The 13,504-nt window shown below is 57.5% G+C and carries 9 protein-coding genes; 4 read left to right on the forward strand and 5 right to left on the reverse strand.

What is annotated here, in order from left to right; all coding sequences use genetic code 11:
* Positions 1–27: 27 nt before the first annotated feature.
* Complete coding sequence (locus OEU85_RS05945) at positions 28–633, reverse strand: hypothetical protein (RefSeq protein ID WP_262690541.1); 606 nt, start codon at positions 631–633, stop codon at positions 28–30.
* A gap of 160 nt (positions 634–793) precedes the next feature.
* On the opposite strand from OEU85_RS05945, the gene OEU85_RS05950 reads away from it, so the two are divergent.
* Positions 794–2,137, forward strand: a complete 1,344-nt coding sequence (locus OEU85_RS05950) for an MFS transporter (protein WP_262690542.1) — start codon at positions 794–796, stop codon at positions 2,135–2,137.
* Between the two features lies 1 nt (position 2,138).
* Positions 2,139–3,890: an ATP-binding response regulator gene (locus tag OEU85_RS05955; protein WP_262690543.1), complete on the forward strand. Its 1,752-nt coding sequence runs from the start codon at positions 2,139–2,141 to the stop codon at positions 3,888–3,890.
* A gap of 14 nt (positions 3,891–3,904) precedes the next feature.
* Here OEU85_RS05955 and OEU85_RS05960 read toward each other — a convergent pair whose 3' ends face one another.
* Positions 3,905–4,570, reverse strand: coding sequence for a response regulator transcription factor (locus OEU85_RS05960; protein WP_262690544.1), 666 nt, complete (start codon positions 4,568–4,570; stop codon positions 3,905–3,907).
* Between the two features lie 266 nt (positions 4,571–4,836).
* On the opposite strand from OEU85_RS05960, the gene OEU85_RS05965 reads away from it, so the two are divergent.
* Together OEU85_RS05965 and OEU85_RS05970 are read left to right on the forward strand one after the other, a co-directional pair.
* On the forward strand, positions 4,837–7,170 hold the full coding sequence (locus OEU85_RS05965) for a TonB-dependent receptor (protein WP_262690545.1): 2,334 nt from the start codon (positions 4,837–4,839) through the stop codon (positions 7,168–7,170).
* 168 nt (positions 7,171–7,338) lie between these two features.
* Positions 7,339–8,649 (forward strand): M1 aminopeptidase family protein, encoded by a 1,311-nt coding sequence (locus OEU85_RS05970; RefSeq protein ID WP_262690546.1) that lies wholly within the window; start codon positions 7,339–7,341, stop codon positions 8,647–8,649.
* Here the strand turns inward: OEU85_RS05970 and OEU85_RS05975 are convergent.
* From OEU85_RS05975 to OEU85_RS05985, 3 genes are read right to left on the reverse strand one after another with little or no spacing between them, the layout of a single operon-like run.
* The gene (locus OEU85_RS05975; protein WP_262690547.1) at positions 8,634–9,917 is read right to left on the reverse strand and encodes a metal-dependent hydrolase family protein; all 1,284 of its coding nucleotides are present in this window, start codon (positions 9,915–9,917) and stop codon (positions 8,634–8,636) included. The genes OEU85_RS05970 and OEU85_RS05975 overlap by 16 nt on opposite strands.
* The gene (locus OEU85_RS05980; protein ID WP_262690548.1) at positions 9,914–11,707 is read right to left on the reverse strand and encodes a DUF885 domain-containing protein; all 1,794 of its coding nucleotides are present in this window, start codon (positions 11,705–11,707) and stop codon (positions 9,914–9,916) included. The genes OEU85_RS05975 and OEU85_RS05980 overlap by 4 nt, the downstream gene beginning before the upstream one ends.
* Positions 11,700–13,484: a DUF885 domain-containing protein gene (locus OEU85_RS05985; RefSeq protein ID WP_262690549.1), complete on the reverse strand. Its 1,785-nt coding sequence runs from the start codon at positions 13,482–13,484 to the stop codon at positions 11,700–11,702. Before OEU85_RS05985 ends, OEU85_RS05980 begins: the two co-directional genes overlap by 8 nt.
* Positions 13,485–13,504: the final 20 nt, after the last annotated feature.

Raw genomic sequence — 13,504 nt, forward strand, 5'->3', positions numbered from 1 at the left:
TTGGTAATTGGTAAAAATGATTGTTACTCAGGCAACAGCGCTCACGGGCAAGGGCTCGGCCTTGTCTCCAGTGATGATACGGGCGCAGCTGTCTTTCAGGTTTTTCCAGAAATTGAGCCTGCCACATTGCTCAAACAGGTCTGGCGGCAGGATGGTGTTCCGTGGCGTTGGCTCGACCTTGCGGTGTACTGTGTGCAGGCCCCCCAGCCCGAGCTGCTCGTCAAACGCGCTGGAATGAACCTGGCGGCCAAGGCTGTCCATCACCCAGGCTACATTGCACGCGCCGCACAGCATCCTGGCGACCGGGAACAGCCCCGTAACCGCCGAAAGGTTGGCTGTCCACGCCCGGTTGGTATCAAACACCGGGCGGCGCCCGTTCGGCAGATCAGCGTAAAGACTGTCAAACAACCCGTGTGACAGACGCTGGCGTTGAGCCACCGACACCATGGTCGATAATTCCGTGCCCACGCTGGCGGAGCCAATCAGATTGCTGAACAAAGGGCCCACCGGACGCGTCATACCTGCGTGGAATTTTGGGTTCTGCCGCAGAATAGCCGAAAGAAGGATGGCGCCGGCGCGAAGGAGGCCGGAGATAAAATGAAAGTCCCGCCGGGCGTCTGAAGTGCCTGTCATCGTCGCTTACCCTTTACCTGAAAGCCTGAGCGTGGTTTGCTCGGCAAGGGTCAGGCAAGGGACAGCACAAAACAATCGCCCAAAAGGGTGATTGACGTCGCTTTTTTAAATGCGGAAAATGCAAATCACTCCATGGGGATACCTCCCATTAAGGCGGGATATGAAACCAGCAGACAGCAACAGGGAACAACGCTCCCGTTTTACGCTTTGGCAATTGATATCATATGGCTTTCTGACAGCGCCGCTGGCGATGGGTGGTTTTGCGCTCGTGATGTTCGTGCCCACGTTCTACGCCGTTGACTTGGGACTGGGCCTGGGGCTGGTTGGCGGCATTTTTGTCGCTGGACGCCTGTTCGACGTCATCACCGACCCCGTTATCGGCCATATGAGTGATGAAACCTGCTCACGCTTCGGCCCGCGAAAACCATGGATGATGGTGGGTGTGCCCGGTTTTGCACTGGCGGTTTTCCTGCTGCTGATGCCGCCCGAGGGCGCGGGCCTCGGTTATCTCCTGATGGCCAGTGCCCTCTATTTTTTATTCTACACCGTTCTTGATGTGCCCTATTCCTCGGTTGGGCTTGAAGTTTCGCCCCACGTGCACGAGCGATCGGTGCTGGCAAGTTCCAAGGCGGCATTCCAGATCATCGGTGCGCTTACTGTGGCGCTAGTGCCCTTTGCCCTCGCGCTGCCCGTGGCGCCCTCGCTATCGTTGGTGGCGAAGCTTGTACTCATAACCTCGCTTGTCGGTCTAGTACTGTTTCTTCGCTTCGTGCCTGTGCGCACCCGCGCCGTCACCGCAGGAAAGGCCGGCTTTGTTGCTTCGCTGAAAACCATATGGGCCAGCGCGCCCTACCGCCTGCTTATCCTGTGTTTCCTGATTGTCCAGGCTGCCAACGCGCTTTCCGCCGGACTTATGGTGCTATTTGTCACCCATGTGATCAAGGCCCCGCAGATGATTGGCCTGTTTATGGGCCTGCTGCTGCTGTCCACCGCGCTGTTTCTGCCATTTTGGGTCATGCTGTCCAAATGGCGGAGCAAACGCTTTGCCTGGCAGGCTTCGATCCTGCTGTGCTGCGTGAACCTGCTTGCCGTTTTGTTTCTCGGTGAGGGAAGCATCATGGGCGCAGCGCTTGTTTCAATGCTGCTGGGTGCCTGTTTCGGCTGCGATGCCATCATGCCCACCTCCGTGCTCGCCGATATTGTGTACACCGGCGAACAGGAAGGGAAAAACCGATTGGGAGGGCTTTTCCTCGCGCTCAAGAATTCGGTGTCAAAGCTGGCCTTTGTCGTACCCATGGGGTTGGCTTTCCCCGTGTTGGAGGCGGTCGGTTTTAACAAGAGTGGCGATAATTCATCCTTTCAGCTCATGACTCTGGTCTTTTTCTATGCGCTTCTTCCCCTCGGGCTGCGGTTGGTGGCTTGCCTGCTGCTCAGCCGGTTGCCGCTGGTGGCAGAAAACGGCAGGGAACGCACTTCTACCCGCTCGGCGGTTGAGGCTGCCTGACGTGGGCGACAACCCGACATACGACCTGAAAGATGTGCGGGTCGAACAAGCAACCTTGCTCAGGAAGCGGACGGTGGGGTCCTGCCTGTTCGTCCAGTTCATCATCATCAACTATTTTATCATCCTGTATTTCGTTGGATATGAACAGAAAGCCATCCTTTGGCTTTGTGCTTCGTCCCCGATGGTCGGCCTCGTGTATCTTTACGGCACCAGGATACTGCCAGAAGGGATAACCCACGCCAATGTCGGTGCCTACCTGCACGGACATATCCTGATTTGTTGCCTCACCGGCGCCCTTTGGTCCGCCTTCTCCATCTATTTGATCGACTGGTCGTCATATTTCACCGTTTTTGTCGCTTGCGTGCTTGTATTCAGCATCACGGTTGGTGGCATGTTCCCCAATTCCGCCTACCGTCCGGGCTATATCGGGCTGGCGGCCTTCGCGCTGCTGCCGCTTGCGTTTTACATTCTTATTTTTGCCGAGTGGCCAACCCGGCTTTTGGGCTTCGCCACCTTTGTGTATTTTGGCTTCGGCATGATCACAAGCGCACGCGCCGAACTGGACATGCGTGAAGCCATTACCGCCCGCAACTCCCGCGAGCTGATGGAAAAAGTGAAGGCACAAAACGAGATTATCCGCCGAGTGAACGAAGAAAAGCACCGCTTTCTCGCCGCCACCAGCCACGACCTGTCACAGCCGATCCATGCGCAGGGCTTTTTCATTCAGGCACTACGGCAACACCTCAAGACCGCGCCGCAGCGCGAACTACTGGACAAAATCGAGCTGACATGGCTGCGGCAAAGTCAGTTTCTGCGGGGGCTTACTGATGTAACCCATCTCGATAGCGGCACGATCCGCGCCAATCCTTCTTTGGTACACCTTGACCGCGAAATGCAGGCCGTTCTTGATGAATTCAAGGACCAGGCCGCACAGAAACAGCTCCGCCTGACGGGTCAGTTCGACACCATCATGGGTACAACGGACCCCGTTCTCCTCAATCGTATCGTACGCAACCTGATGGCTAATTCCCTGAAATACACACCGGCAGGTGGCGCCGTCACGCTCGGGCTCACCAGCACAGCCCAAACGGCAATAATAACCGTTGCAGACACAGGCCCCGGTATTCCCGAAGCCGACCAGAAGCGCATTTTCGACGAATATGTACAGCTTGGAAACGGGACCGCGCAGGACGGCGTTGGCCTTGGCCTTTCCATCGTCAAAAGACTGTGCCAGCTTCTCGGTATCAAGCTTGGTTTATCTTCAGCTCCCGGACAAGGCACAAGCTTCACGCTGGCGATGTCACTTACCCGGACTGCACAGACCGAAGACGCTTATAATGGCAGTGCCCGCAGCGCCAGCCGGTTTGCAACCGCCCCGCTTGTGGTGCTGGTGGACGATGAGGAGCCAATCCGTGACGCCATGGCAAGCCTGCTGACAGACTGGGGCTGCCAGGTAATCTGCGGCGCAGACGCGGATGAGGTCCTCGGGCCCGTTTCAGCAACGCCTGAGGTGCCCAGCCTGCTGATCATCGACAGGATGTTAGGCCCCGGACCAGACGGAATAGTGCTGATCGAGCGGCTACGCGAGGAAGTGAATGAAGACACCCCCGCAGTGCTCATGAGCGGCGCAGCGGTTTCCGCCACGGATCAGGCGCATGTTCCTGACATGCAGTTTCTGGCCAAGCCGGTCGATCCCGCCGCGCTGCACCGCATCCTTGAACGTGTAACCAGTCAGACAAAAGTACGCCGATAGGCGGCCTCACGCACTCATATCAGGCCAAGCGCCTGCGCCTTGCGCACACAAGCGGTTCGCTTGTTCACACCCAGCGCCGTAAATATGTGTCTCAGGTGGGTTTTCACCGTGTTTTCGCTGATCGCAAGCCTGTTTGATATCTCTTTGTTGGATGCGCCCTGCGAAATCATTTTCAGCACCTCAGTCTGGCGTTTTCCGAGGCTGGGCAACGGGTCGGTCAGCGCACAAGCCTCATCAAACCGCACACTATCCACCGGTTCGGCGCTCATACCGCCAAGTTTTTCATAGCCTTCAAAAAAACTCCCTCCAGCCAGCAGGCTCTCCACGGCTCTCTGCAAGGTCTCGTTGTCAGCGGATTTATGCACAAATCCGCTGGCCCCCAGCCGCACCATCTCGGCAATCGGAGGGTCGGTATTGATCCCCGACAGCATCAGGATGGGCACGCGCTTGTTGTGGGCTCGGGCCGCAGCAACAAAGGCCAGCCCATTCATCTGGTCCATAATCAGATCGCAGATGATCAGATCGTACTGTGTGTTGTTTTCGAGGCTGCCCAGCAAGTTAACCGGCATGTGGAAATTGCTGACCGCATAGTGCGGAGCCATGCTTTCCACCAGCATGGAAATGCCGTCAAGAAACATTCGGTGGTCATCCAGAACCACAATTTTTACGGTATCAGCCACGACGCCCCTTTATCCGCCCCAACGTGTGCGTGCCGCAAATCTAATCAGGAGTGCCCCCGTTAATCAAGTGCCTGCTGGCTATACCCTGGGAAGAACAAGGCCCACTACATAAACCTGCAACCACTCCGGCTAATATACGCCGCCACCTGTGATGGTTTTCCTCCATGAGACAACAAATAATTCATATATCTTCATAACTTAGGGTGATATAGCTGTCCTTCGCATGCGTGACCAGGGGGCATATGGAAGCGGGTTTGGGGAAGTCGATGATCAGAGACCACGGTTCCGGTTTGTTAAGTAGCGTCGCAACATTTGCCTTACTGACGACCATCTTTCAAGGCGCAGCTCTTGCTTCGGATACCATTGAAGAGGTGATCGTCACCACCCAAAAACGCGGGCAGAATATTCGCAACGTACCCCTGACCATTACGAGCCTCGACGGCGACCTTCTCCAGAAGCTGAACATGGACGAATTTGACCGGCTGTCAGACCTTACCCCCGGTCTGCTGGTGCAGGAACAAAGCCCCAACAATCCGGCTTTTGTAATCCGCGGCATCACCTCCGATAGCGGGTCGCCACAAATTGCACCAAGGGTTTCGGTGTACCTCAATGGCATCGACGTGTCGCGCTCCCGTGGGTCACACTTTGAGCTGTTTGATATTGAACGGGTGGAAGTGATTAAAGGGCCACAGGCCACACTGTTCGGAACCGCAGCCGCCATCGGCGCCGTGTCGGTGATCACCCGCAAACCCCAGCAAGATTTTGAAGGTGAAGTCTCGCTCGGCTATGGCAACTTTGACAGCCTTGAGGCCAAGGGCTATGTCACGGGCGGAAGCTCGACGGTGCAGGGTCGGCTGGCTTTCAGCTACCGTCGGCGCGACGGCTATATTGAGAATATCGCCGGGGATCTGGGCTCCCAATCCGAAGGTGGGACCGTGCAGCCAGACCTGAACGGCATCAACCGCGTTGCTGTACGCGGCAGTCTTCGGCTCCTCCCCACCGATACCCTCACCGTCGACCTGGTGTTGAACTATGAAAAAGATGATGATACCGGCAGCAGTTTCAAATCAGGAACCCTCGCCCCCACCGGCGGCGGTACTGACCCGTTCAGCTTTGCAGAACTTGGGGGCGCAGGCCCGCTTTCAGCCGATGTCCTCGGCAGCGCCACCCTTGGTATAGTACGCGAACTTTACGACGCCAACCTGACCATGGATTGGGCCGCGGGCGAAACCTGGACCGTCACCTCCGTCACAGGTTACCGCAAGTTCGACAGCCTAGAGGTCTTCGACGCAGACGGCTCGCAGGCCATCTTTGCCGAATTTGCAGAAGACGCCACGGGTGACCAGTTCAGTCAGGAAATACGCACGTCCTTCGCCGCCGACAGCCTTGATGCCTTCATTGGGATAGGCTATTTCACCGAAGACGGGCGTGTGGCTGTGCCTTTCCTAACCGAAGAGGGCACTTTTTTGCAATGTGCGGCCGGACTAATCCCCGGCCTTCCGTGTGTGGGCCCCGACGGCACCATCGGTTCACTGACGGCCGCGCAGGGCCTGCCCCCAATTTACTATGTCGCCCAGTTCGGTAACACCGGCACCTTCCACACCTATTCGGCCTTCGCCGATGTTACCGTCGCGGTGAGCGAGCGGCTCTCGGCTACAGGCGGTTTGCGCTATGCGCATGAAACCCGGGAAAGCGGCGCCTTCGCCAGCCTACCCGCTTCTGTACTGACCGGTGCCCCGCTGCTTGATTTTGGCAACGTGGATACCGCCGGCGCAGTGGTGAAGGAGAAACGTAGCTATGACGCGCTGCTGCCACGTTTCAACCTGCGCTATGCACTGCAACACGATACAAATCTGTATGTCACAGTTTCAAAGGGGCGGCGGTCAGATGTCATCGAAGTCGCATCGATGACAGACGCAGGGGGCGCCCCTGCCGCGCGCACTACCTTTGTACCAGCGGAAGTCATGTGGAATTATGAAACCGGGATCAAGTCGCGCCTGATGGATGGTCGGTTGGATATTGCCGCGTCAGTCTTTTATCAAACCTACAATAACTTTCAGGTCACCATACTCGACCCCGGCGGGGTCACCCGGCAAGAAAACGCCGGCACCGCCCGAAATATTGGCGCGGAAGGCGAGATCAGGGCCCTTGTCGGCGAGTATATCCAGCTTTTCGGCACTCTTGCCCATATCGACGCCCGGATCGACGACAAAGCCGAAAACGGCGTTTTTGCCGGTAACCGCTTTCGCCTGCAACCTGAGTGGTCCACCGCACTTGGCGCGTTAGTCGTTGTGCCGATCAGCAGTTCCCTCAAATTAACGGGCAATGCCACATGGACCTATCGCTCCGACGTATTTTTTGAAATCGAAAATCAACCTATCGCCGGGCTGGAGATCCGGCAAGGCGGGGTACATCTCGTTAACGCAAACCTCGGCATCGCGGCCACTGATGACCGGTGGGCCCTCACGGCTTTTGCCAGCAACCTGCTTGACAACAACCATCTCATTGATGCGGGCAACACCGGCGGCTTGTTCGGCTCTCCTACATTCATCGCAGGGCCACCCCGCTTCTATGGCCTCAAACTTACATCCCGGTTTTGAGCCTCCCGCGGTGAAGGACAGGTCCAGACCTCTGGACAAAACCCTCGCCTCCAAGCCACAAGACAACGGGTCCAGCCAGCTTGAATAGCGGATTCCCTCACCTCGTCCATCGTATCAAGAAGCGGCATGTTCTTCAGCCGTGTTTTCAATAACCTTGGGGGAGACGAAATGATCGGGATTATCAGACAGCCAGTGCTTGTGGGTATAAGCCTGATAATGACTGCCACGCAGGCGCATGCCAGTGACACCAGCCATTATGATGTAAACGCACATCTATCACCAGACGGAAAACTGAACGCCACAGTGACCATCACGCTGACACCGGAGGACGCAAAACGCGACCTCGACTTCGTGCTGGCGAAACGTTTCAAGATCACGAAGTTGGAGGTGGATGATGCCGCCACCTACAAAATTGGTGTGGCCGAGACACCGCTGCCCGACCTTCAACTGATCGAAACCGATTTTCCTGATAGTCAGAGCGAATTCGCAACGCTGACATTCACCTATGAAGGCCCGCTTGACGAACCTGACAGTAAGGCCCCGGCCTATGGCCCCGATGGGCTTGAACTGGCGCTCGATTATATGTGGTTCCCGCTCGCGCAGCAGATCAACCTCAATTTCAGCGCGCATACTGTCCTGTCTGGCTTGCCGGAGGAGCTTGTGGTTGCGGCACAGGGTGAGGTCGAGCGCAAAGGTGACACAGTAACCATCACGCGACAGTCGCCAGACTTTGATATCCCGCTTGTTGCCGCGCCGGGCTTGAGCAAACGCTCATCGGGCCATGTGGATGTGTATGCGCCAGACTTTGACTATCCGCCGGTTGAGAATATCACCGACCATGCCGCAAAAAGCGCGGCATATTTTGAGGATATTTTCGGGCCGGCCGGGTATCAGGGCCGCATAGTGTTGAGTGTGCTACCGCGGGAGCGTAACGCCTACGCACGCCGCGGCTATGTTGTGATGTCCGAAGCCAGAAGCGCGATAGAAAAAGACCCTAATGTGCCCGCATGGGCGTTCGCACGTATCGTGGCACATGAGTTTTCTCACGCTTGGTGGATGTATGCTGATCCCATGAGCGATGACTTCTGGATGACCGAGTCCCTCGCAGAATATTCCGCAATGCGTTACCTCGCGCGCGGTTTTGGCAGCGCGGTCGCCGATGATCTGATGGAAAAACGCTACCAGACTGCGCTTGACGCCGGGCCCATCCTTGGGGGCGGCAGGCCGAGCTCATCCTCGCTCTATCGTCGCGGCCCTATGATCCTGAACGAGCTTGAGGGCCGTATCGGTCGCGACACCATGGACAAAGTCCTGCGCGTAGTAGCGGAAGAACAGCTTGGCACGACGGACGAATTTCTCACTGTTCTGGAGGGCCATACAGAGGCAAGCATCGCTGCCTGGTTCAAGGCAATGCTGAAAACCGGCCCGGGCCCCTGGCTACCGGAAGACGCGGCAAATACCGCTCAGGGTTCCCGGTAGACAGTACCCGCCTTCATAACGAAAACGACCCGCTCAAGTGAGGTGATATCCTTGAGCGGGTTTTCTTTTACCGCCACGATATCCGCAGACATGCCCGGGGTAATGCGCCCTGCCTCATCCGAAATACGCAGGTGCTCCGCCGCATTCACGGTCGCGGCCTGAATGGCTTCAAGCGGGGTGAGGCCCGCCTCCACTAGCAGCGCAAATTCCCGCGCATTCTGCCCGTGCGGGCTCACGCTGGAGTCCGTCCCGAAGGCGATTTTCACCCCACTTTCATGCGCACGGCGGGTAGCGCCCACCATCTTGGGGCCCACGTCAAGCGCCTTCTTCGCCGTGACCGGCGAGAGCCATGTATCGGGCTTATTCGCCCATTCAGTAACCGTGGCACCGGCAAGCAGCGTTGGCACCAGATAAGCACCATTTTCCCGGAACAGAGTGATGGAGCTGTCGTCTAGGTAAGTGCCATGCTCGATCGAATCGCCACCCGCCTCAAGGAAGGCATTGATACCCGCCGTGCCGTGCGCATGCGCCGTTACAATGCGGCCAAGCGCATGGGCGGTCTCCACAATCGCCTTCAGTTCATCCCCGGTGAACTGCTGGTCAATACCCGCGTCAGCGTCCGATAACACGGCGCCGGTCGCGACAATCTTGACCATATCCGCACCAAACTGGATATGCTGACGCACCACGCGGCGGCAGTCATCAGCACCTGAGCACAGGTTGGGGCGTGCGATCGCATGGGTCACATCTGCCCGGTAGCCAAACACGTCCCCCTCCCCGCCATGTGGGCTAATGACATTTCCGGCCGCAATGACGCGCGGCCCCACGATCTTGCCGGCCTTGATACCGTCGCGAAGCGCATAAATAGAGGTGTTCTCATCCCCCACATTCGCGACCGTGGTGAAACCGGCCATCAGTGTTGCGCGCGCGAAGGGCACACCTTCAATCGCCCAGTCCGCCGGGGTTTTGGTAACCCGTGCCAGCTTGTCGCCAGGGCCGTTTTCATGCAGGAGATGCACATGGGCATCAATGAGACCCGGCAATACGAACTGGCCAGAGAGGTCGACGACATCGCCTTCCCCCACATAGCCGTCACGAATTTCAAGAACGCGACCATCTTCGACAAATATGGTCTGGCCGTTTTTCACCTGCCCGCTGGCAGGGTCCGCCATCAGTTGGCCCGCGTGAATATAGGTCACCTTCGCGAGCGCTGCGGTCGAAAAAACCGCGATAAATGAAACAGTTGTGAGTGTTTTGCGAAGTTTCATGAGCCCTCTCCCTGATCGCTCCGGCGGTGGATTTCTTCTTCGAGCATTGGTAGCGGCAGCGGGCCGGAACCAAGCACGGCATCATGGAAAGCGCGCAGGTCGAAGCGCGTGCCCATAGTCGCGCGCGCCTCATCCCTGAGTTCCAGTATCTTGAGCATGCCGATATAATAGGAGGTCGCCTGCCCCGGCAGCACAATGTAGCGCTCCACCTCGCGCTGATTGTCATAGTGGCTGGAGGGCATGTTCGCATCCATGTAAGTGATCGCTTCCTCGCGGCTCCAGCCCTTCGCGTGAATGCCGGTATCGACCACCAGCCGCACCGCGCGCATCAGCGCCATGGAGAGCCGGCCAAAATCGTCATAAGGGCTTGGATATAAACCCATTTCCTTTGCCAGCTCTTCGGAATAAAGGCTCCACCCCTCGCTGAAAGCGGCGATGCTGGCATATTTCCGGAACATCGGCAGGGCAGGGAGTTCGTAGGCGAGCGCGGTCTCGATATGGTGGCCGGGAATGGCTTCATGATAAAGGAGAACCGGCAACTGATACGCGGGCTGCGCCTTCATATCATAGAGGTTTACATAGAAAATTCCGGGCCTTGAAAAGTCCATTGGCGGGCCGCTGTAGTGGGCTTTTGGGGCTGACTTTTCGCGCCAGGCGGGGATGGCGCGGGCGACGACCTCAGCCCTCGGCAGGCGGCCAAAAATCTCGTGCTCGCGGGCTTTGATGCCAGCCAAAAGTTCATCCGTGCGGGCCATATAGGCGGCACGGCCGTCCGCCGTATCGGGGTAATAAAACGCGGGCGACGTGCGCATATGGTCAAAAAACGATGACAAATTCCCTTCAAAACCAACGGCTTGTGCTATATCGCGCATCTGTGCATGGATGTGTGCAACGGCATCAAGCCCGGTCAGGTGCACTGCATCCGCATCCAGATCAAGCGTGGTATAGTGCCTGAGGCGCGAACGGTAGTAAGCTGCGCCCTCTTCTAGCCGCCAAACGCCATCCTCGGTTCCCGCTTTTTGTTTTGAACCTTCAAGGTGAGCGATAAGCGCCTGATAACCATCAAGAAAATCGCCGACCAGTGCCGCGTTTGCGCGCGTGAGCAGGTCCCGCCGAACATCCTCCGCCACATCCAGCGCGGCCACTTTTGCCTTGAAGTCGGCCCATAAGGGGCTATCCGCTTCCTCGTCAAACGGCTGGCCGGTAATGATTTTCCGCGACGGGTCTATCACCAGGTCATAGACAAACTTTGGCGGGCGTATGCCCTTTTTCTCCTGCAGTTCCAGACGCTTGACCACTTGCCCGAGCAGAGTTCGCACACTGTGCAAGCGGCTGATGTAAGCTTCCGCGTCGTAAAGCGTTGAAATCGCATGATTATTCATCAAAATGGTCGGAATTCGCGTGTGCATGCCGCCCATCTGGCTGACCACATAGCCATAACCCCGCCACCGGAGGCTTTCGATATCACGCCTTGTGATATAGTCGAAGAAGCGGTAATTCTGTTTTGAAATTTCTCGTAAGACATTGAAATCAAATGATTTAAGCGCTTCAAGATCACCTTCCAGTCGCGCCTGCTCCGCCGCTTCTGCCGCTTCGCTGACATCGTCCCAGCCTGCCTGCCCGTCCCGTATGCCCATACGGGACTGCCGGATCGGGCTGAGCGCCAGTTCACGGGAAAAAGCCTGTTCAAAGAAGCGGTTAAGACGCGTGTCTTCCTCACCACCCGCGAACGCAGGCGCAGTGAGGAGTGTGAAAAGAATGAGTAACGAGTGTGCGAATACCCTACTCATGCTTTTTCACCCACACGCTGATATTTTCCTCCAGCACCGAAAGGGGCACGGGGCCTGCGCGCAACAGCTCGGTATTAAACGCCGGCAGCGAGAATTTTGCACCGAGCGCATCTTTTGCATATTCGCGCAGCTCATACATCTTGAGGCGGCCAATCGAATAGGCCGTCGCCTGCCCCGGCAGCACGGAATAACGATCCACCGCCACCACGTTCTGGGCATGGGGGATCGGGGTATTGGCATCCAGCCACGCCACCGCCTGCTCCCGGCTCCAGCCCTTGGCGTGGATACCGCTATCGACCACCAGCCGCCCCGCACGCATCAGCGCCATCGAAAGGCGGCCAAAGTCCTGATAGGCGTCGCGGTAAAAGCCTATCTCGCCCGGCAGGTCTTCAGCATAAAGCGCCCAGCCCTCACTGAAGGCAGTATAACCGGTGTTGGAGCGGAACTGCGGCACACCCTCAAGCGCTTGCCGCATGATCTGCTGCGTATGGTGGCCAGGGATACCCTCATGGTAAGCGAGCGCCGAAATCTCATAAATCGGCAGGCGTTTCATATCCACCTGATTGATATAGATTAGCCCCGGCCGACTGCCGTCCTTGGGCGGAGCATAATATCCCGCGATGCCCGCTGATTTCTCGAGCCAGGGCTCCACCCGCTTGAGCGCGATCTCGATATCCGGCACCCCGTGGAGGATTTCCCCGGTACGGGCATCCACCTCGTCCAGCACCTTGCGCATATGGTCCATATAGGCCGCGCGGCCTTCGTCCGTGGTGGGGTAATAGAATTCATCCCCGGTACGCAGATGGTCAAAAAATGCGCTCAGCTCGCCCTCGAAACCAACTTGTTCCATGATCACACGCATCTCGCCGTGGATGCGTTTCACTTCCTCGAGGCCGGTCTCATGAACCTCTTCTGCCGTGATCGACACGGTGGTGCGCCAGCCCAGCATGGCACGGTAAAAGGCCTGCCCGTTCTCAAGCTGCCAGACACCCACGGCTTCAGGCGCTTTGGGTGCGGTCTCGCGCAAATAAGCGATCAGCGCATGGTAGCCCTCCCCCACGCCGGAGAGTAGCGCCGCTCGCCCCTCCGCCAGCAGGCGGTCTCCCTCCTCGCCGTCAATACCGGCGTGGCTGAGCTTCTTCTTGAAATCAGCCCAGATAGCGCTGTCCTTGTCGCCGTGCTTGAAAGGCGCGCCGTCCAGCATGCCTTCACAACCATCAGCCACACGGCCATAGACAAAACGCGGCATCATGGTGCCGTGATGCGCGTCGCGCTTCAGTTCCTCAATGAGTTGCAGCAGCAGATTTTTGGCCGATGCCATGCGCGCGATGTAAAATTCCGCGTCTGCGACAGAGGCAATCTTGTGGTCATTCATCAGGGAATGCGGAACAACCCACTGGTAACCGCTTCTGTGGCTGAGTTCATAAATCTGGTGTCGCCATTTGTGGAGCGACAGTTCCGTCCCGGCATTATATTCAAACAGGCGGTAGCTGAGTTTTGCCTCCCCATCGAGTGCGTCATAGTCGAACCGGTGCAGGCGGTTCAGGTCTTCGCGCACGAGGGCGGCATTCTCGATCCGCCGCGCCTCACTGAGGTCGGGCCACTCGGGTGAGACATTGTCCGCGCCCAGATGCATCTGAAGCAGCGGATCACGGGCTAGGTCACGCTCGAACACCTGCTCGAAGAAGGCGTTCAAACGGCCGCTTTCCGTCTGGTCGGAGGCATGGGCTGAAGAAAGGCCGAGCAGAACTGCGGCCGCCAAAAGAGAATGTCGCACTGGGGACTCTCCCGAATTTA

Origin of the sequence: Kordiimonas aestuarii (assembly GCF_025574465.1) — a bacterium.
Taxonomy (GTDB): Bacteria; Pseudomonadota; Alphaproteobacteria; order Sphingomonadales; family Kordiimonadaceae; genus Kordiimonas; species Kordiimonas aestuarii.